General features: G+C 61.3%; 16 protein-coding genes and 1 pseudogene. All 17 read left to right on the plus strand.

Annotated features, from left to right (window positions below; all coding sequences use genetic code 11):
* Positions 1 to 25: 25 nt before the first annotated feature.
* Positions 26 to 1,501: a type VI secretion system contractile sheath large subunit gene (tssC, locus tag DFS28_RS01195; protein ID WP_111448251.1), complete on the plus strand. Its 1,476-nt coding sequence runs from the start codon at positions 26 to 28 to the stop codon at positions 1,499 to 1,501.
* Positions 1,502 to 1,514: 13 nt separating this feature from the next.
* A complete protein-coding gene (gene tssE, locus DFS28_RS01200; RefSeq protein WP_008150080.1) occupies positions 1,515 to 1,922 on the plus strand; it encodes a type VI secretion system baseplate subunit TssE in 408 nt (135 codons plus the stop codon).
* A gap of 10 nt (positions 1,923 to 1,932) precedes the next feature.
* Positions 1,933 to 2,227: pseudogene (locus DFS28_RS31045) on the plus strand (PAAR domain-containing protein); the annotation flags it as partial.
* 1,149 nt (positions 2,228 to 3,376) lie between these two features.
* Complete coding sequence (locus DFS28_RS01210) at positions 3,377 to 3,760, plus strand: hypothetical protein (RefSeq protein ID WP_111448253.1); 384 nt, start codon at positions 3,377 to 3,379, stop codon at positions 3,758 to 3,760.
* Between the two features lie 20 nt (positions 3,761 to 3,780).
* Entirely contained in the window at positions 3,781 to 4,164 is a 384-nt protein-coding gene (locus tag DFS28_RS01215; RefSeq protein WP_111448254.1) for a hypothetical protein, read from the plus strand.
* Positions 4,165 to 4,230: 66 nt separating this feature from the next.
* Positions 4,231 to 6,018 carry a type VI secretion system baseplate subunit TssF gene (gene tssF, locus DFS28_RS01220; protein ID WP_111448255.1) on the plus strand — a complete coding sequence of 596 codons (1,788 nt, stop codon included), beginning with the start codon at positions 4,231 to 4,233 and terminating at the stop codon, positions 6,016 to 6,018.
* Positions 5,982 to 6,989: a type VI secretion system baseplate subunit TssG gene (tssG, locus tag DFS28_RS01225; RefSeq protein ID WP_033059313.1), complete on the plus strand. Its 1,008-nt coding sequence runs from the start codon at positions 5,982 to 5,984 to the stop codon at positions 6,987 to 6,989. Before tssF ends, tssG begins: the two co-directional genes overlap by 37 nt.
* Before the next feature lie 13 nt (positions 6,990 to 7,002).
* Positions 7,003 to 9,657 (plus strand): type VI secretion system ATPase TssH, encoded by a 2,655-nt coding sequence (gene tssH, locus DFS28_RS01230; RefSeq protein WP_111448256.1) that lies wholly within the window; start codon positions 7,003 to 7,005, stop codon positions 9,655 to 9,657.
* Positions 9,658 to 9,667: 10 nt separating this feature from the next.
* Complete coding sequence (locus DFS28_RS01235) at positions 9,668 to 11,185, plus strand: sigma-54-dependent Fis family transcriptional regulator (RefSeq protein WP_111448257.1); 1,518 nt, start codon at positions 9,668 to 9,670, stop codon at positions 11,183 to 11,185.
* 348 nt (positions 11,186 to 11,533) lie between these two features.
* Complete coding sequence (locus DFS28_RS01240) at positions 11,534 to 11,674, plus strand: hypothetical protein (protein ID WP_008150087.1); 141 nt, start codon at positions 11,534 to 11,536, stop codon at positions 11,672 to 11,674.
* A 17-nt stretch (positions 11,675 to 11,691) separates the two neighbouring features.
* Positions 11,692 to 12,888 (plus strand): type VI secretion system-associated FHA domain protein TagH, encoded by a 1,197-nt coding sequence (gene tagH / locus DFS28_RS01245; RefSeq protein WP_111448258.1) that lies wholly within the window; start codon positions 11,692 to 11,694, stop codon positions 12,886 to 12,888.
* A 5-nt stretch (positions 12,889 to 12,893) separates the two neighbouring features.
* Entirely contained in the window at positions 12,894 to 13,394 is a 501-nt protein-coding gene (gene tssJ, locus DFS28_RS01250) for a type VI secretion system lipoprotein TssJ (RefSeq protein ID WP_111448259.1), read from the plus strand.
* A gap of 2 nt (positions 13,395 to 13,396) precedes the next feature.
* Positions 13,397 to 14,728 (plus strand): type VI secretion system baseplate subunit TssK, encoded by a 1,332-nt coding sequence (gene tssK / locus DFS28_RS01255; RefSeq protein ID WP_046045022.1) that lies wholly within the window; start codon positions 13,397 to 13,399, stop codon positions 14,726 to 14,728.
* Positions 14,729 to 14,733: 5 nt separating this feature from the next.
* Positions 14,734 to 15,609: a type IVB secretion system protein IcmH/DotU gene (icmH, locus tag DFS28_RS01260; protein ID WP_046045023.1), complete on the plus strand. Its 876-nt coding sequence runs from the start codon at positions 14,734 to 14,736 to the stop codon at positions 15,607 to 15,609.
* 13 nt (positions 15,610 to 15,622) lie between these two features.
* Positions 15,623 to 19,147, plus strand: a complete 3,525-nt coding sequence (tssM, locus tag DFS28_RS01265; protein ID WP_111448260.1) for a type VI secretion system membrane subunit TssM — start codon at positions 15,623 to 15,625, stop codon at positions 19,145 to 19,147.
* Entirely contained in the window at positions 19,147 to 19,875 is a 729-nt protein-coding gene (locus tag DFS28_RS01270; protein ID WP_111448261.1) for a PP2C family serine/threonine-protein phosphatase, read from the plus strand. Before tssM ends, DFS28_RS01270 begins: the two co-directional genes overlap by 1 nt.
* Positions 19,872 to 20,873 carry a serine/threonine-protein kinase gene (locus DFS28_RS01275; protein ID WP_165933980.1) on the plus strand — a complete coding sequence of 334 codons (1,002 nt, stop codon included), beginning with the start codon at positions 19,872 to 19,874 and terminating at the stop codon, positions 20,871 to 20,873. The genes DFS28_RS01270 and DFS28_RS01275 overlap by 4 nt, the downstream gene beginning before the upstream one ends.
* Positions 20,874 to 20,892: the final 19 nt, after the last annotated feature.

A 20,892-nucleotide genomic window follows, 5' to 3' on the forward strand; every position in this document is an offset into this window, starting at 1 on the left:
TCCATCAGCCAAGGAAGCCAACACAATGAGCACTAGCGCAGCACAGCAAAAGAGCAAAGAGAACGGCGAATACAGCATTCTCGACAGCATCATCGCCGAAACCCGCCTGACGCCGGACGACGAAGCCTACGACATCGCCAAGCGCGGTGTATCGGCCTTCATCGAAGAGCTGCTCAAGCCACAGAACAACGGTGAGCCAGTCAAGAAGGCCATGGTTGACCGCATGATCGCCGAGATCGATGCCAAGCTCAGCCGCCAGATGGACGAAATCCTGCACCACCCGTCCTTCCAGTCCCTGGAATCGTCGTGGCGTGGCCTGCAGTTGCTGGTTGACCGCACTAACTTCCGCGAAAACATCAAGATTGAAATCCTCAACGTCTCCAAAGACGACCTGCTGGACGATTTCGAAGATTCGCCGGAAGTGATGCAGTCTGGCCTGTACAAGCACATCTACACCGCTGAATACGGTCAGTTCGGTGGTCAGCCGGTTGGCGCGATCATCGCCAACTACTTCATGTCCCCAAGCTCGCCGGACGTGAAACTGATGCAGTACGTGTCCAGCGTTGCCTGCATGTCCCACGCGCCGTTCATCGCCGCGGCCGGCCCGAAATTCTTCGGCCTGGAAAGCTTCACCGGTCTGCCGGACCTGAAGGATCTGAAAGATCACTTCGAAGGCCCGCAATTCGCCAAATGGCAGAGCTTCCGCGAGTCGGAAGACTCCCGTTACGTTGGCCTGACCGTGCCGCGTTTCCTGCTGCGTAACCCGTACGATCCGGAAGAAAACCCGGTTAAATCGTTCGTGTACAAAGAAACCGTCGCCAACAGCCACGAGCATTACCTGTGGGGCAACACCGCCTACGCGTTCGGCACCAAGCTGACTGACAGCTTCGCCAAATTCCGCTGGTGCCCGAACATCATCGGCCCGCAGAGCGGTGGCGCGGTTGAAGACCTGCCGTTGCACCATTTCGAAAGCATGGGCGAAATCGAAACCAAGATTCCTACCGAGGTTCTGGTTAGCGACCGTCGTGAATACGAACTGGCCGAGGAAGGCTTCATCTCCCTGACCATGCGTAAAGGCTCCGACAACGCGGCGTTCTTCTCCGCAAGCTCAGTGCAGAAGCCGAAGTTCTTCGGCATCAGCGCAGAAGGCAAGGCCGCAGAGCTGAACTACAAGCTCGGCACCCAACTGCCGTACATGATGATCGTCAACCGCCTGGCTCACTACTTGAAAGTGCTGCAGCGCGAGCAACTCGGTTCGTGGAAAGAACGTACCGACCTCGAGCTGGAACTCAACAAGTGGATCCGCCAGTACGTGGCCGACCAGGAAAACCCAAGCGCCGAAGTGCGTGGCCGTCGTCCACTGCGCGCTGCCCAGATCATCGTCAGCGATGTTGAAGGCGAGCCTGGCTGGTACCGCGTCAGCCTGAACGTGCGCCCGCACTTCAAGTACATGGGTGCCGATTTCACCCTGTCGCTGGTTGGCAAGCTGGACAAAGAGTAAGCGGAGCTAACTCATGACTGGATACGGCAGCCTTTTCGAACGCCTGGGTGGCGACGCGGACAAACGCGTCGGCTGGAGCCGCGAGGTCTCCGCCATGGCGTCCGTGGCTGCCCATCTGGCCAAGATGCTCAGCACCCGTGCGGGCAGCGTGCAAACGCTGTCCGATTACGGGCTACCCGATCTCAATGACATGCGTCTGAGCCTGCACGACTCCCTGAGTCAGGCCCGTTTGGCCATCGAAAATTTCATCGAAGCCTACGAGCCACGCCTGAGCAATGTGCGTGTCATTTCCCTGCCGCGTGACCACGATCAGCTTCGCCTGTCCTTCAGCATCGAAGGCTTGCTGGAAGTTGATGGTTTCAAGCGTCAGGTCAGTTTCGCCGCGCGCCTGGATGGCAGCGGTCAAGTGAAGGTCAACTAAGGAGATTCGTATGTCTGGCAAACCCGCAGCACGTGTCACCGACCCCACCGCTTGCCCGCTCCCCGGTCACGGCACCAACCCGATCGCCGCCGGTTCCGGCGACGTGTTCTTCGACGGCCTCGCGGCCGCCCGCCAAGGGGATGCCTCGGCGTGTGGTGGTGCGATGGTCGGCGGGTTGGCGACGACGGTTTTGATCAACGGCAAACCGGCGGCGACTGTGGATTCCGTTGGGACCCATGGCAACAAGGTGACGGCGGGTTCCGGGACGGTGATTATCGGGAATTCACATTCGCCGGCACCGTTCTCCGGGATTATCGCGACCGCGCTGGGTGCTGTGGTCGCGGCGCTGATTCCAGAAGCCAGTGCCGATGAAAAGAAACTCGATTACCGGCTGACGCTGAAGTCCGGTGGCAATTCGGTTCTGACGCCGCTGGAGGTCCCGGATTACGATGAAATCAAAAGCGGTGCCACGAAAAATCGTGAGCTGATCGACTTCCTCATCGACAACCGCAAAGCCGCTGCCGACACCGTGAAGCTGGAGGTGCTGGACGGCGAAAAGCTGATCTACACCGAACCCAACACTGCCCAGTTCCTGCCGAGCGGTGAGCATCCGTGGCAGTGGGATGGCTACGACACGGCGGGCATTCTCGATACCCGTGTTCTGAAAAGCCCGAACCTAAAAGTGCGTCTGACCGCGACTCAGGGCGGCGAACAACAGGTCACCGATCTGACGCTTGAGTGCTCGGCGCAAGAAGTGAAGTGGGTTGATGTTCGGGTTGATCGGAATGCGAAGACGGTTGATGTCGTGTTGCGGCCGAGCTTTTCCGATGGTGGCAGCAGCGGCTCTACCCCGGGCCTGGCGCCGACGCCGTTCAGCACGTTGCTGGGCTGGGCCAAGGAAGGTATCGAGCTCTATTGGTCGCGTAATGGCTCACGAGCCGGTGGCATTGCCAGTGGGATCACGACCGGCAAGGGTGCTTACAAAGTTACGGTCAAAGCCGACATCAATGCCACACCCAAAGCTGGAAACTTCCCGCTGATTGATTCGTTGTCCAAGGACTTCGGACGCTCTACCAGTCTGGCGATTGCCAGAAAGGTGTATCACAACGCCGGTTATGCGTATGACCAACTCGTCACTCGACAAGGTATCGGCGCGGGCTACGCGGCGAGTTATGCCACCGAAGAGTTCAAGGAAACGTCTGCCCATGAGTTCGGGCATTTGATTCTCAACGAGTATGGCGGTGGTCTGATTCCGACCTACTCGTGGACCCACAAGGATTCATCCTCGCTGATGCAAAACCCGAAGGCAGATCATCCGACGCCAGGCGCGGGCGAGCTCGACGTCATGCAGTACTTCAGCAGTTACACCAGTACAGCTTCCGAACGGCAAAGCCGTACGGCAGCCTCTGAACAAGACGTCAAAAGCCTGCTATGGCTGGCCAGGGTCGAATTCGATGATTAAGTTCGCCGGTTTCAGCCTGCTTTTCGTTTCCCTGACCAGTTGCGCGGCACAGCAGGTTTACAACAACCACGTGTATGTCGAAAACCGCTGCGGCCAGCCTCTGGAAATGAAGATTTCCAACAGCTCCAACATGCATTCGCTGGAACGTAACGTGACATCCGCAGCGGGCTCCCGGGCGCTGGTCGCGAGCTTCGCCTCTTATGGCGAAGACGTGATCGAGCAAATCCCGGCCAACTATTCGCTGAAAATCACCGATGCCATTGGAAGCAAAGTGATTGATGGCGCCCAGCTGAAACAGCGCCTGAGCGGCGTGGAGAAGATCAGCGACGGCACTCAGCGTGAGTGGACGATCAACGATACGTCGGTGTGCCCATGAAGCGGCCAAGGATGAATTCGATGTTTAAGTGGACCGGTCTTTTTGCCTTCTTCGTGTCATTGACGGCCTGCGCTGCGCAGCAGGTCTACCGCAACGATGTGTACCTGCTCAACACCTGCGGAGTCCCGCTGGAGCTGTCCCTGGCCCATGACTCCAACTACGACGATCAGCCCCGCAGCTTTACGTTGAGGCCCGACGAGCGCCGTTCCATCGCCAACTACACGTCGGCGGGCAAGGACGTGTCGGGCCAGATAAGCGACCAGTACAGCCTGTCGATTAAAAGCGCCAGCGCCGTCAAAACCATTGATGGGCAAGCGCTGCGCACGGCTTTGGCGCGGGTTGAGAAGGTCGAAGAAAAAGCCGTGCGTTCATGGACTGTCGATGACCGTTCTTTTTGCCCATGACGCACGCAGTTGTTGGATGTTCCAGCTCTGAAAAATTTTGCAAAAACGACAAACAGGTAACCCCCCGTGTCCTTTAACCACTACTACCAAAGCGAACTCACCGCACTTCGCCAGTTAGGTCGTCGTTTCGCCGAGCGTAGCCCGGCGTTGGCGCCTTTCCTCGGTCAGGCCGGTCGGGATCCGGATGTGGAGCGGTTGCTGGAAGGCTTTGCGTTCCTGACCGGTCGCCTGCGCCAGAAGCTCGACGACGAGTTACCCGAGCTCAGCCATTCGCTGATGCACCTGCTGTGGCCCAACTACATGCGGCCGCTGCCGGCGTTCAGCATTTTGCAGTTCGATCCGTTGAAACGCTCCGGTCCTGCGTTGATGGTCGAGCGCGACACACCGGTCGAGAGCATGCCAATCGATGACGTGCGTTGCCGTTTCCGCACGTGCTACCCGACCGAAGTCTTGCCGCTGGACCTGACTGCACTGAATTACTCAGTGAAGGGCGACGGTTCGCTGTTGAGCCTGCGTCTGGAGATGAGCGCTGACGGCCACCTCGGTGAATTGGAGTTGAGCCGTCTGCGTCTGCACTTCGCCGGTGAGCGTTACATCAGTCAGATGCTGTACCTGAGCCTGTTGCGCAACCTGGAAGGCATCGAGCTGATCCCGTTGGACGGTGCCGGCAAGCCCATCAACGGCGTCAACGGCACGCCAATGGCATTCAAGATGCCCGGCGACCGCGTGCAGCCGGTGGGTTTTGCCGAAGAAGAGGCGTTGATCCCGTACCCGCTGAACACCTTCCGCGGCTACCGCTACCTGCAGGAATATTTCGCCTTCCAGGACAAATTCCTGTTCGTCGATATCAACGGCCTGGACCTGCTCAAGGCGCTGCCGGAAGACACGCTCAAGCAGATGCGCGGCCTGGAATTGCGCTTCGATATTCGCAAGAGCGGCATCCAGCGCCTGCGTCCGACGCTGGACAACGTGAAGCTCTACTGCACGCCGATCGTTAACCTGTTCAAGCACGATGCGTTGCCGATCCGCCTCGACGGCAAGCAGGACGAATACCTGCTGCTGCCCGCCGAATACGACCTGCAAAACTGCGGTGTGTTTTCGGTGGAAACCGTCACCGGCTGGAAGCCCGGTGGCCTCGGTTATCAGGAGTACGTGCCGTTCGAATCGTTCGAGCACGACCCGAGTTTCGACGTGCCCAACAGCCGTCCGCATTACAGCATCCGCCAGCGTTCGTCCTCGTTGCACGACGGCCTCGACACGTACCTGAGCTTCGGCATCCGTCACACCGAAGCCCACGAAACCCTGTCGATCGAGCTGATGTGCACCAACCAGAATCTGCCCAAAAAGCTCAAGCTCGGCGACATCTGCATGGCCTGCGAAGAGACGCCGGAGTTCCTCAGTTTCCGCAACATCACCCCGGCCACGCCCAGTTATGCGCCGCCGCTGAACCGTGACTTCCTCTGGAAGCTGATCAGCAACATGTCGCTTAACTACCTGTCGCTGGCCGACGTCAATGCGTTGAAGGTGATTCTCGAAACCTACGACCTGCCGCGCTACTACGACCAACACGCTGAAAAAGTCAGCAAGCGTCTGCTGGGCGGGCTCAAGTCGATCAAGCACCAACACGTCGACCGCTTGCACCGAGGGTTGCCGGTACGCGGGTTGCGCACCGAGCTGACCATCGACCCGGAAGGGTATATCGGTGAGGGCGACCTGTTCGTTTTCGCTTCGGTTCTTAACGAGTTTTTCGCGCTTTACGCCAGTCTCAATTCGTACCACGAGCTGCGGGTAAAAAGCACACAGGGAGAGGTGTACCAATGGACACCACGTATGGGTCTGCAACCCCTGCTTTAAGCGGGCTGACCCGGGTAATACGCGAGTACTCGCTGTTTCAGGCCGTGCTGCTGGTGGTAGACCGGCTGCGCGAGGCGCACCCGTACCTGAGCGAAGACGATCTGTACGACCAGCTGGAATTCCAGGCCAATCCGAGCCTGGGTTTCCCCGGCAGTGACGTCGATCGCGTGGAGTTTTTCGAAGAGCACGGGCAGATGCGCGCGCGTCTGCGTTTCAACCTGATCGGCCTGGTCGGTTCCGGCTCGCCGCTCCCGGCGTTCTACGGCGAACAGGCCTTGGGCGATAGCGAAGACGGCAACCCGACCCGCAACTTTCTCGACCTGTTCCACCATCGCCTGCAAAGGCTGATGCTGCCGATCTGGAAAAAATACCGCTACCGCGCAAGCTTCCAGAGCGGCGCCCTCGACCCGTTTTCGTCGCAGCTGTTTGCGTTGATCGGCCTCGGCGGCGAAGAGATCCGCAGGGCCCAGGAGCTGAACTGGAAACGCCTGCTGCCGTACCTCGGCTTGCTCAGCTTGCGGGCGCATTCGGCGGCGCTGATCGAAGCGGTGCTGCGTTACTACTTCAAACATGCAGAACTGACCATCGAGCAGTGCATTGAGCGTCGCGTCGAAATCCTCGACGAGCAGCGCAATCGCTTGGGCCGCGCCAACAGCCTGCTCGGCGAAGACCTGGTGCTGGGCGAACACGTGCGCGACCGCAGCGGCAAGTTCCGCATCCACATCCGCGAACTCGACTGGCAACGCTTCCACGAATTCCTGCCGATCGGTTTCGGCTACCAGCCGCTCTGTGCGCTGGTGCGGTTCACCCTGCGTGACCCGCTCGATTACGACATTCGCCTGGTGCTGCGCCAGGAAGAAATCCGCGAACTGCGCATCGGTGAGCAGAACGCCTGTCGCCTGGGATGGACCAGTTGGCTCGGCCGCGAAAAAGCGGACGGCGTGGTGACCCTGGGCAGCAAAATTCATTAAGGACAGATGACCAATGATCAACGTAGACCTGCAACAACTTATCCAGGCGCTGGATGCCGAAACCCGTCGTGACCTGGAAAGTTCGGCCGAACGCTGCGTCGCCCGTGGCGGCAGCAAGATCCTCGTCGAAGACTTGCTGCTGGGCTTGCTGGAGCGCCCGCAAGGCTTGCTCGCACGCGCGCTGCAAGACGCCGAAGTCGATGCCGGTGAGCTGAGCGCCGCGTTGCAATCGCGGGTCGAACACAGCGCGTCGCGCAACCCGGTGTTCGCCCCGGAACTGGTGCAGTGGCTGCAAGACGCGTTGCTGGTGGCCAACCTTGAATTGGGCCAAAGCCAGGTCGAGCAAGCCGCGTTGATCCTCGCGCTGTTGCGCAATCCGATGCGCTACGCCGGCAGTCGCTACCAGTCGTTGCTGGCCAAACTGAACATCGAGCGCCTGAAAGAATTCGCCCTGTCGCAGAAAGAGCAACCGGCCACCGGTAAACCCGCTGTGCCCGGCGAATCGCTGCTGCAGCGCTTCACCCACAACCTGACCCAACAAGCCCGCGACGGCAAACTCGACCCGGTGTTGTGCCGCGATGGCGCGATCCGGCAGATGGTCGACATCCTCGCCCGTCGCCGCAAAAACAACCCGATTGTGGTCGGTGAAGCCGGCGTCGGTAAAACCGCCATTGTCGAAGGCCTGGCCTCGCGCATCGCGGCGGGTGAAGTGCCGCAAGTCTTGAAAGGTGTCGAGCTGCTGTCGCTGGACATGGGCCTGTTGCAGGCGGGCGCCAGCGTCAAAGGTGAATTCGAACGTCGCCTCAAAGGCGTGATCGACGAAGTCAAAGCCTCGCCGAAACCGATCATCCTGTTCATCGACGAAGCTCACACACTGATCGGCGCGGGCGGCAATGCCGGCGGTTCCGACGCGGCCAACCTGCTCAAGCCAGCCCTGGCCCGTGGCGAGTTGCGCACCATCGCCGCCACCACCTGGGCGGAGTACAAGAAGTACTTCGAAAAAGACCCGGCCCTGGCCCGTCGTTTCCAACCGGTGCAACTGCACGAACCGACCGTCAGCGAAGCGGTGACCATCCTGCGTGGCCTGGCTCAGGTCTACGAAAAGAGCCACGGCATCTACCTGCGCGACGACGCAGTGGTGGCGGCGGCCGAGTTGTCTGCTCGCTATCTTGCGGGCCGTCAGCTGCCGGACAAGGCCGTCGACGTGCTCGACACCGCGTGCGCTCGCGTGCGCATCAGCCTCGCCGCCGCACCGGAAAGCCTGGAGCGCCTGCGGGGTGAACTGGCTGAAGGCGGCCGTCAGCGTCAGGCCCTGCGCCGTGATGCCGAGGCCGGTCTGCTGATCGACCATGAAGCGCTGGACGCTTTGGAAGATCGCCTGGCCGAAGCTGAAGACGAAAGGGTCGCGCTGGAAACCCTTTGGACCGAGCAGAAAGAATTGGCCGAGCGCCTGCTGGACCTGCGTCAGCAACTGGCCAAGGCCCGCGAAGCTGCCGCCGTCGAGCCCACTGTCACGGTTGAAGAAGATGCCGAAGGCACCGTGATCGAAACGCTCGAAGCCCCTGTGGACGAAGCGCAAAGCGTCGCGTCCCTGGAAGCTGCGCTGAACGAAACCCACAAAGCCCTGACCGAACTTCAGATCAAAGAACGTCTGGTGAGCTTCGAAGTCTGCCCGCGTCTGGTCGCCGAAGTGATCAGCGCCTGGACCGGTGTGCCATTGGCCCAACTGGCCCGTGAGCACAACGCCAAGGTTGCGAGCTTCGCCACCGACTTGCGCACCCGCATCCGGGGTCAGGAACAAGCCGTTCACGCACTGGACCGCTCGATGCGCGCTACCGCTGCCGGCCTGAACAAACCTGATGCGCCGGTCGGCGTGTTCTTGCTGGTCGGCCCGAGCGGCGTCGGCAAAACCGAAACCGCGTTGGCCCTGGCGGACTTGCTGTACGGCGGCGATCGTTTCATCACCACCATCAACATGTCCGAGTTCCAGGAAAAGCACACCGTGTCGCGCCTGATCGGCGCGCCGCCGGGCTACGTCGGTTATGGCGAGGGCGGCATGCTCACCGAAGCCGTGCGCCAGAAACCGTACTCGGTGGTGCTGCTCGATGAAGTCGAGAAGGCCGACCCGGACGTGCTCAACCTGTTCTACCAAATCTTCGACAAAGGCGTGGCCAACGACGGCGAAGGGCGTGAGATCGACTTCCGCAACACGCTGATCCTGATGACTTCGAACCTGGGCAGCGACCGCATCGCCGAGCTCTGTGAAAACGGCGCGCGGCCGTCGGCCGAAGTACTTGAAGAAACCATCCGTCCGGTGCTGAGCAAACACTTCAAACCGGCGCTGCTGGCGCGCATGCGCGTGGTGCCTTACTACCCGGTGGGCGGCCCGGTGCTGCGCGAACTGATTGAAATCAAACTCGGTCGTTTGGGCGAGCGCCTGAACCGTCGTCAGCTGGATTTCACTTACTCGCAAGACCTCGTCGATCACCTGGCAGATCGCTGCACCCAGAGCGACAGTGGCGCGCGCCTGATCGACCATTTGCTCGACCTGCACGTGCTGCCGCTGGTGGCCGACCGCTTGCTCGATGCGATGGCCACGGGCGAAAGCCTCAAGCGTGTCCACGCGACGCTCGACGGCAACGCCAGCGTGACGTGCGAGTTCGCCTGAGGTGGGGGTGATGTTCACTCAAGTGCCGCAACCGCTGGTCTATGCCGAAGCCTTGCTGGCGCAGTTCGCCCGCTTGTCGCGCGCGGCGGACGGTGCTGCGCTGCTGGGTGACTTCGTGCGCGGGCTGGCCGAGCTCAGCGGTTGCGAGTTGACGCAGCTGTACCTGTTGGACGCGACTCACACGTGCCTGGGGATGAACGCCGAATGCCTCAACGGCATCCTGCAACCCCGGGAAGCGGCGAGCCTGCCGGCGGATTACAACGGTGAACAACTGCTGCAATTCGCCCTGTGCCAGAACCGCGTGGTGAGCCTCAGCGAACTGAGCGGCAGCCTGCACGAAACCAGTTTCCTGCCGCCTCAGGCCACGCCTTGGCAGTCGCTGCTGTGCGTGCCAATGGTCAATCAGCAGAAAGCCGTCGAAGGCTTGCTGCTGTGCGCCAGTCGCCGGCACATCGACCTGCAAGGCTTTGCCGACTCCCTGGGGCAACTGGGCTCGTTCGTACTCGGCCAGCTGCATTTGCTGCAACGTCTGCGTCAGCCAACCGGTGATGCACGACCGGTGAAGGCCCTCGTCCCGAGCGCCAGCGGTTACGGCTTGATCGGCAAGAGCAAGGCCATGCGCGGGACCTACTCGCTGATCAGCAAAGTCCTGCACAGCCCGTATACCGTGTTGCTGCGCGGTGAAACCGGCACCGGCAAGGAAGTGGTGGCGCGGGCGATTCACGATTGCGGTCCGCGCCGTTCCCAGGCGTTCATCGTGCAGAACTGCGCGGCGTTCCCCGAGAACCTGCTGGAAAGCGAACTGTTCGGCTACCGCAAAGGTGCGTTCACCGGTGCTGATCGCGACCGTGCCGGGCTGTTCGACGCGGCCAACGGCGGCACCTTGCTGCTCGATGAAATCGGCGACATGCCGTTGTCCCTGCAAGCCAAGCTGTTGCGGGTTCTGCAGGAAGGTGAGATCCGCCCACTGGGCTCCAACGATACCCACAAGATCGACGTGCGCATCATCGCCGCGACGCACCGGGATTTATCGGTGCTGGTCAGCGAAGGCAAATTCCGCGAGGACTTGTACTACCGCCTCGCGCAATTTCCGATCGAGTTGCCGGCCCTGCGTCAGCGCGAAGGCGACATCCTCGACCTGGCCCGGCACTTCGCCGACAAGGCCTGTTCGTTCTTGCAGCGCGATGCGGTGTGCTGGTCCGATGCGGCGCTGGATCACCTGTCCGGTTACACCTTCCCCGGCAACGTGCGTGAACTCAAAGGCCTGGTCGAACGCGCGGTGCTGCTGTGCGAGGGCGGTGAGTTACTGGCCGAGCATTTCTCCCTGCGCATGGAAGCCATGCCGGAAGACAGCAGCCTGAACCTGCGTGAACGCCTGGAGCAGGTCGAGCGCAGGCTGCTGCTCGATTCCCTGCGTAAAAACGACGGCAACCAGACCCTCGCCGCCCGCGAACTCGGGCTGCCACGCCGCACGCTGCTGTACCGCCTCGGGCGCCTGAATATCAATTTGGGTGATTTCGATGGCTGATATCAATTTCCTCACCTTGGTTGGAATTCCACCTGTGGCCAGCGAATTCTCTGTGGCGAGGGGATTTATCCCCGTTCGGCTGCGCAGCAGTCGCAATTCAGCCAACGCGGTCTGCCTGAATAAACGGGGTAGCCGGTTTTGGGGCCGCTTCGCGACCCAGCGGGGTGGTGCGGCATTCCGACAAGTCCCCTCGCCACAGGAATCTCACTGGCAGCAGGGAATCACCCTTTTACGGGAGATCGGCTCAAGGCCACTGACTAGAGCGCTCGGCTTCACCTCATCCGCTTTTGATAGCGCCGCCCAAACGGGTCGGCGCTTTGTACTTTGTCTACCCCTGGAGACCCTCTGATGTCTGTTCGTCACTGGCAAGCCGTCCTGCTGACCCTCGTCGTTCTATGCGGCCTCGGCGGCTGTAGCGGCAATTACAAATACAACGACAACACCTATCGCCCATTGGGTGATCCGCAGGCGGTCAATCGCGGCAAGTGACCGCAAGGAGTATCACCATGGAACTGGTTTTCGAAATGCTCAACACCAAGCAGTTCGTGCCCACGGATTTGTGCCAGAAGACCTTCAAACAGGCCGGTGGCGTGATCGGTCGGGGCGAGGATTGCGACTGGATCATCCCGGACCGCAAGCGTCACCTGTCCAACCACCACGCATTGATCAGCTACCGCGAAGGCACGTTTTTCCTGACCGATACCAGCAGCAATGGTATTTCGGACAGCGAAAGCGGCGCGCGCTTGCGCAAGGGCGAAGCGATGCGCATCGAGCACGGCAGTGTCTACGTGCTGGGTGACTTCGAGATCCGTGCGCGCTTGGTACGCGACCCGGCGACCTTCGACGTTGAAGTCGGCCGTCCGCAAGCAGCGGGCAGCATCATTCCGGACGATGCGTTTCTCGATCTCGACCCGCTCAATGCCCTCGATCAGCAAGAGCGCGTGTATTCGGAAATCGACGAACTGATCTCCCCGAGCACCACCCTCTCAGACACCCGTCAGCGCGCCGACTATGCGCGCATCGACATGGAAAGCCTGATGGTGCCGGAGCTGATCGACGCCCCGGCAGAACCTGCGCCAGCGCCGCCGCCGAAAGTGGTCGAGCGTCAGAGTGAAGGTTTCTGGGAGCACTTCGGCGCCGCGTTGGGCGTGGACCTCAAAGGCCTCGACCACGACGCCCGCGAAGCCCTGGCGCTGAACGCTGCACGCCTGCTCAAGCAAAGCGTCGGCGGTTTGCAGCAGAGCCTGCGTACCCGCAGCGAACTGAAAAATGAACTGCGTCTGGCCCAGACCACCGTGCAAGGCACCCAAAAGAACCCGCTGAAATTTGCCGTCGATGCCGGCGAAGCGCTGGGCATTTTGTTGCAGCCGAACAAGCCGGGCCAGTTGCCGGCCGAGCAGGCGATCTCCCGTGCGTTCCGCGATTTGCAGGCACACCAAGTGGCCTTGCTGACCGCCAGCCGCGCTGCCGTTCGCGGCACGCTGGAGCACTTCTCGCCACAGCAATTGACCCTGCGTTTCGAGCGCGACAACAAGCCGTTGCTCGCCACGTCCGGCAGTCGCTGGAGAGCTTACGGTCGTTATCACCAGGCCCTGCGTCAGGACGATGACTGGAGCGAGCGCCTGCTGGCCCGCGACTTCGCTCAGGCCTACGAAGAACAGATCCGCCTGATTTCCACCCTTCACACCGACCACCAAGGATGATGCGCATGTCTCGCTGCTCGACCGCTTTTTTCAAGACGCTGACGGCGCTCGCGGCCCTGGTGCTGCTGGCTGGATGCTCGTCACTGTCGCCGTATTCCCATGTCACCAAGCTCAACCTGAAGCTGACCGCCAGCGATCAGTTGAACCCGGACCTCAACGGGCGTCCATCGCCGATCGTTGTGCGTCTGTTCGAGCTCAAGCATCCGGTGACGTTCGAGAACGCTGACTTCTTCAGCCTGTACGAGCGCGCCAAGGAATCCCTGGCCCCGGACCTGGTGGCCAGCGAAGAAATCGAACTGCGTCCAGGTGAAACCGTGGAGATGAAACTCAGCGTGGAGGAGGGAAGTCGCTACGTCGGCATCCTCGCCGCCTACCGCGATCTGCCGGAAACCAAATGGCGCTACACGGTGCAAGTCACCCCGGTGGAAGTCACCAACGCTGATCTGACCCTCGACCAGGCCGGTATTCGCAATAGCAACGAAACGCTCGCCAAGGCGGATGACTGATCATGAATTCCCATAAAGTGATTTGGCAGGAAGGCATGCTGCTTCGCCCGCAGCACTTCCAGCACAACGATCGCTACTACGACCACCAGATGAAGACCCGCACGCAGTTGCTGGGCAGCTACACCTGGGGCTTCCTGAACCTGGACATCGACTTGCAGTTCCTCAACATGGGCAAACTGGTGATCAGCCAGGCCTCGGGGATTCTGCCGGACGGCAGCCTGTTCGAACTCGGCGGCAACACCGAACCGTTGGCCCTCGACGTGCCGCCGAACACCGGTAACACGCCGATCTACCTGGCGCTGCCGCTGGTCACCGGTAACCACATCGAGTCGCGCCGTCCGGAGCAATCCGACGTGCTGGCGCGCTACACCGCGTACGAAGCGGAAGTCGCCGATTCCAACGCCGGCGACGATTCCGCCAGCCAGGTCAGCTGCGGCCGCCCGGACTTCAAACTGTTGCTCGGCGAGCAGCAGAGCGATCAGGCCTACGTGAAACTGAAGATCTGCGAAGTGCTCGACACCACGCCCGACGGCGTGATCAGCCTCGACCCGGACTTCGTGCCGACCTACATTCAGGCGCATTCGTCCAGCTACCTGCTGTCGTGCCTGAAAGAAGTGATCAGCATGCTCGGCCACCGTGGCGACACTATCGCCGAGCGGATCCGTTCCAACGGCAAAGTCGGTGGCGCGGAAGTCGGCGACTTCATGATGCTGCAACTGATCAACCGCACCGAACTGCTGCTGCGCCACTACCTCGGCCTGGAACAGGTTCACCCGGAAGAGTTGTACCGCACGCTGCTGACCATGCTCGGCGATCTGGCAACGTTTTCCAGCGACAGCAAACGCCCGCGCCTGGACAGCCGTTACCAGCACAGCGACCAGGGCGCGAGCTTCCGCAAGCTGATGGAAGCGATTCGTCAGGTGCTGTCGATGGTGCTCGAACAGCACGCCATCGAACTGGTCCTGCAAGCGCGTCAGTACGGGATCATCGTCTCGCCGTTGCACGACCACAAACTGCTGGGCTCGGCCTCGTTCGTGCTCGCCGCCAGTGCCAACTGCGACTCCGAAGAACTGCGCCATCGCTTGCCGGCGCACCTCAAGGTCGGCCCGGTGGAGCGCATCCGCCAACTGGTCAACCTGCACCTGCCGGGCATCAAGGTCAAACCGTTGCCGGTGGCCCCGCGGCAGATCGCGTTCCACTCCAACAAAACCTATTTCATCCTCGAACTCAGTTCCGAAGACCTGGCACAACTCGAGCGCTCCGGCGGCTTCGCGTTCCACGTGTCCGGCGAATTTGCCGAGCTTGAACTGAAATTCTGGGCCATCAGGAACTGACCGACATGATCAAGGACATGGAACATACCCAGGACGACAAAACCGTCCTGCTCGACCGCCAGGGCCACGGCCCAGCTTCGAGTCCGCTGACAGATTTCGCCGCACCGCCGCGTTTTGAACAGCTCGAAGAACGGATGATCTACGCCGCGCGCCTGCGCCCGGCTGAAGCCTTCAACATCAGCCTCAATTCGCTGGTCGCAGCGGCGTCCGACTTGTTGTCGGAAGTGGTGCGACTCAAGCACAGCGACACCCGCGAAGACATGTACGCGCTCAACGAGCGACTGACTGCCGGGCTGAAACTGTTTGAAGTGCGGGCGCTGCACAACGGCGCCGAAAGCAGCCAGGTGATGGCCGCGCGTTACGTGCTGTGCACCGTGGTCGACGAAGCCGTCGTGACCACGCCGTGGGGCAACGAAAGCGAGTGGTCGCAGATGAGCCTGCTCAGCAGCTTCCACAACGAAACCTTCGGCGGCGAGAAGTTTTTCCAGCTGCTGGATCGCCTGTCGAAAAACCCGGTCAAGCACCTGCCGATGCTGGAGCTGATGTACCTGTGCCTGTCGCTGGGCTTCGAAGGCAAGTACCGCGTGCAGGCCCGCGGCATGCTCGAGCTCGAAGGCATCCGCGACGCCTTGTATCGCCAGATTCGTCAGTTGCGCGGTGACGTGCCTCGCGAACTGTCGCCCCATTGGGAAGGCTTGAACGATCAGCGCCGCAGCCTGGTGCGCATCGTGCCGGCGTGGATGGTGGTGCTGTTCACCGTGGTTTGCCTGGTGGTGATGTATTCGGGCTTCGCCTGGGTATTGGGCGAGCAACGCGAAACCGTTCTGCAACCTTATCAGCAGCTAGATCCGGCCGCGGTCCAGCCGCAGTCGCAGCCGTAAACAGGGACGTGTGATGAAAAAGTTTTTCAAGAAAGTCGGCGCATTCTTGCGTCAGACCTGGGTCTGGACCTTGCTGCTGGTGCTGTTCGTCGCGCTGCTGGTGTGGTTCGTCGGGCCGCTGCTGGCGGTCAATGACTACAAGTTCTGGGAAGGTTCGACCTCCCGCCTGCTGACCATCAGTGTGCTGTTCCTGATCTGGGGCCTGACCATGGTCTTCGTCAGCTGGCGCGCTGGCGTACGCAAGAAAGCCATCGAAGACACCGAAGACGGCCAGGATCGTATCCGCCGTGAAGAGCTGATCGACGAAGAGCAGAAAGAGCTTCGCGTGCGCTTCAAGGATGCGTTGAAAACCCTGAAGACTTCGAGCCTGTATCGCGGTCGCAGCGAACGCTGGCGCAGCGATTTGCCTTGGTACCTGTTGATCGGCCCGCAGGGCAGCGGCAAGACCAGCCTGCTGGACTTCTCGGGCCTTGAGTTTCCGATCAACAAGATCGACCGCAAGCTGACCCGCGACACCCTCGGCACCCGTCATTGCGACTGGTATTTCGCCGACCACGGTGTGCTGATCGACACCGCCGGGCGTTACCTGACCCAACCGGATGCCGAAGTCGATGGCAGCGCCTGGAGCACCTTGCTCGACCTGCTGCGCAAGCGTCGCCGCAACCGTCCGTTGAACGGCGTGCTGGTGACCATTCCGGTGGAAACCCTGCTGTGCCCCGACGAGAAAGACCTCGACACCCTGGCTCGGCAGGTGCGTGCGCGTCTGCAAGACGTGCATCAGAAACTGCACGTCGATGTGCCGGTTTATCTGGTGCTGAGCAAAGCTGACAAGCTGCTCGGTTTTGACGAGTTCTTTGATCAACTGACCCGCGAAGAAAGCGATCAGGTGCTCGGCACCAGCTTCCGCAAAGAGCAGAGCGGCACCGACGTCGCCGTCCTGCGCGCCGAGTTCGAAGAGCTGCTGCGTCGCCTCAACAGCCAGGTGATCATGCGCATGCACCAGGAGCGCGACACCCAGCGCCGTGGTCGCATCCTCGACTTCCCGCATCAACTGGGGCAGATCGGCGAGCGCCTGTGCCTGTTCGTCGACATGGCGTTCACCGGCAACCGCTACCAGCGTGTCAGCCAGTTGCGCGGTTTCTACCTGACCAGCGCACCGCACCTGACTCAAGAAATGGACCAGACCACCGCCGGCATCGGCGCCAATCTGGGGATGAACGCTGGTGTGCTGCCGACCTTGCGCAGCGGCCGTTCGCGCTTCATTCACCACTTGCTGAGCCGGGTGATTTTCCCCGAGGCCGACCTGGCCGGTCTGGACAAACGCGAACGCAGTCGCATCCATTGGGGCCAGCGTGCCCTGTACGTGGGCGCATTGGCGGCACTGGCGCTGTTCGGCATGCTGTGGGCGGGCGGATTCTCGGCCAACTACGAGCGCCTGGAAAACCTGCGCAATCTGGCGACCAACTGGACACAACAGCGCTCGGCATTGACCGCGCGTGATGATTCCATGGCGGTACTCAAGCCTCTCGACACCAGCTACGCGGCGACTCAGGCCTTCCCGAAAAAAGGTGACGTGTCGTACCACGAACGGGGTGGCCTGTACCAAGGCGAAGAGGTCAATCCGGTGGTCAAGGAGGCCTACGAGCGTGAGCTTGAAGCGCAACTGCTGCCGAAGGTTGCGACCCTGCTGGAAGGGCAGATCCGCGCCAACATGAAGGACCGCGAACGCCTGCTCAACAGCCTGCGTGCGTACCTGATGCTGAACATGAAAGACCGTCGCGACGGCCCGTGGCTCAAGGATTGGGTGGCCACCGAATGGTCCCAGCGTTACGCCGGCAACACCGCGGTGCAGAACGGTTTGAACACCCACTTCGAGCGTTTGCTCAAGCAGCCGTTTATCTACCCGCTGAACGATCAACTGGTGGCCCAGGCGCGTCAGGTGTTGCGCAGCGAGTCGCTGGCCAACGTGGTTTACCGGATGCTGCGCGAGCAGGCCCGCAACCTGCCGGAATATCGCCTCAGCCAACACTTGGGTCCACAAGGTGCGCTGTTTGTCGGCACCGAATACGTGATCCCGGGTTTCTACACCCAACAGGGTTATCAGCAGTACTTCTCGGTCCAGGGCAGTGCGCTGGTCACCGATATCCTGCGTGACAACTGGGTGCTGGGCGAAGGCTCGGGCATCAGCGGCATGGACTTGCGTCGCCTGATGGTCGAACTGGAGCAACTGTACTTCCGCGACTACGCCAACTTCTGGAGCGAAGCGGTCGGCCAGGTTGCACTGCCTCCAATCAGCGACTTCAGTGAGGGCGCCGAGCAACTGGCGGGCCTGACGTCCGCCAACTCCCCGGTGCTGCAACTGCTGGTGGAAGTGCGCGAGAACACCCGTTTCTCGGTGATCGCCGACAATGCTGATGAAGCGGCCGAGGCGGCTGAGAAACTGGGCGAGAAGGGCGGTAAGCTCGGCAAACTCGCGGCGGCCGCGGCTGACAAAGCCGCAGACATGACCAAGAACCTACCGGACACCGCGAAGAAATCCCTGCAACGTCGCTTCGAACCGCTGCACCGTTTGCTGGATGACAACAACGGCCCGGCCGCTGATTTGACCCCGGCCCTGACGGCGCTCAACGACCTGCAACTGCAACTGGCGAGCCTCGCTCGTGCCAGTGCGCCGGAACAGGCCGCGTTCGAAATGGCCAAGACCCGCATGAGCGGCCAGCGTGATGCGCTGAGCAACTTGCGCAATGCTTCCAACCGTCTGCCGCGTCCGGTCAGCGTGTGGTTCAACGTCCTGGCTGAAGACACCTGGCGTCTGGTGCTGAACGATTCCTACCAGTACCTGAACCAGCGTTATCAGAGCGAGCTGTACAGCTTCTACGGCAAGGCGATCAACAAGCGTTATCCGTTCAGCGCCCACAGCACCAGCGACGTTGCGATCAGCGACTTCCGCGAGTTCTTCAAGGCGCAGGGCATCAACGATCGCTTCTTCGAGACCTACATGCGTCCGTTCGTGAGTGGCGATCCAGGCAACTACCGTCTGCGCAACATCGACGGTCACAGCATGCCGATCTCCAAGGTCTACCTCGACCAGATGGCCGCGGCACAAGTGATTCGCCAGAGCTTCTTCTCGATCAACCCGGCCGAGCCGCAAGTGCAATTCAAACTGGAGCCGTACACCCTCGACCCGGCCGTCAGCCGTTCCGAGTTCAAGTTTGGCGACAAGACCATCGAATACCGACACGGCCCGATCGTGCCGGTGTCGTTCAAATGGCCGACCGATGCTGAAGACGGTCGCACCAGCCTGGTCCTCGACAAAATGGCTGGCCGCCCGATCGGTATCGAAAAGAACACCGGCCCATGGTCGCTGTTCCGTCTGTTCGACCTGATGCAGACCGAGTACCTGAGCGGTCGCGATGTGCTGGTGCTTAAAGCTGACGTAGGCGGCCTGCGCGCCAACTACTTGCTGTCGAGCCAGCGCACACCGAACCCGTTCGACATGGGCGTGCTGCGCACCTTCCGTATGCCGGTGCAGCTCTGATGCTGGTTGCCAGTCCCTGGCGCAGCGCTGCGCGTACCGATCCGGGCAAGGTTCGGGCGCGCAACGAAGATGCTTTCCTCGACTGCCCACAGCAGGGGCTGTGGGTGGTCGCGGATGGCATGGGCGGTCATCAGGGTGGCGACATCGCCAGCCAGTTGATCGTCGCCAGCCTGGCGGAATTGCCGGAGCAGGACGACTTCGACGAACGACTCAAAGGCATACGCCAGTGCCTGCACTGGCTTAACCGCCGCTTGGGTCAGGAGTTGACCGTCACGGCCGGGCGTCACGACAGCATCATGGGCAGCACCGTAGTGGCACTGCTGGTGGAAGGTAATCGCGCGGCCTGCATCTGGGCCGGCGACAGCCGTTGCTATATGTGGCGCGGCCAGCGTTTGTATCAGCTGTCCAAGGACCATTCGCTGCAACAGCAGCTCATCGACGAGCAAAACATGAGCGTCGAGGACGCTCGTGCCCATCCTTCCGCTCATGCCTTGACCCGTGCGGTCGGGGCCGCCGAGCAGCTGACGCTGGATGTGCTTGAACTCGAGGTTTACCCCGGCGATGCGTTTCTGTTGTGCAGCGATGGCTTGTACCAAGGGCTGAGCACCGATGCCTTGGGCAACGCCCTGAGCCTGACCGCGCCGCACGTTGCGCTGGAGCGTCTGTTCGATGGCGCTCTGCGTGGCTCGGCCCGGGACAACTTGACCGCTGTGGTGATCCGAAAATGACCCAACTCATGCCGCCGCTCGACGACCTGCCGGTGACCGACGAGGAAGCCAATAACCTGACTTACTTTGCGTTCGCCAAATCGCATAAAGCTGAGCCCGCGTTGGCGCCGATAAAGGCCAGCGTTGGCGAAATGCCCGACGTGCTGGCAGGCCGTTACCGCGTAGAGCGTCTGCTCGGTGCTGGCGGCATGGGCGCGGTTTACCGCGCACGGGATCTGCTGAGTGAGCAGTTCGGCGATCCCGACCCTTACATCGCGCTGAAAATCCTCAGCGAAGAATTTGCCGAATCGCCGGACGCCAGTGCCTTGCTCTACAGCGAGTTCGCCCTGACCCGGCGACTGCGCCACGACAACGTGCTGCGTTTGCACAGCTTTGAAGTGGACACCGATTGCCAACGCGCCTTCATCACCATGGAACTCATGCGTGGGCTGACCCTGGACAAATTACTCTGCGAGCGCCCGCTGGGCCTGCCGTGGAAAGAACTGCGCGACATCGCGCTGCCGCTGCTCGACGCGCTGGCCTTCGCCCATGCTCGCGGCGTGCTGCACGGTGACATGAAACCGAGCAACGTCATGCTCAGCGAAGAAGGCGTGCGCCTGTTCGACTTCGGTCTGGGCCAGGCCGAGGAGGGCATCTTGCCCGGCCTGCCACACCTGAGCCGTAACCGCTTCAACGCCTGGACCCCCGGCTACGCCGCCCCTGAACTGCTCGAAGGCCAGCCGCTGTCGGCCAGTGCGGACGTGTACGGCGTGGCCTGCGTGTTGTACGAATTGGCGAGCGGCAAACACCCGTTCCGCCGCTTGCCCTCGACCGAGGCCCGCGACGGCCAACTGGATCGCGAGCTGCACGCACCCAGGAATCTACCGAAACACTGCTGGCCAGCCCTGCGAACGGCGCTGGCTTTCGATGCGGCCAAGCGCACCATCACCGCCGCCCAATTGCGTGACGCCTTGGGCGCCACTTCGTCTTTGCTGCAACGCCTGCGACTTCGGGCGTAACGGATGACTACCGAACAGG

It is taken from the genome of Pseudomonas sp. 478, assembly GCF_003254125.1.
Taxonomy (GTDB): Bacteria; Pseudomonadota; Gammaproteobacteria; order Pseudomonadales; family Pseudomonadaceae; genus Aquipseudomonas.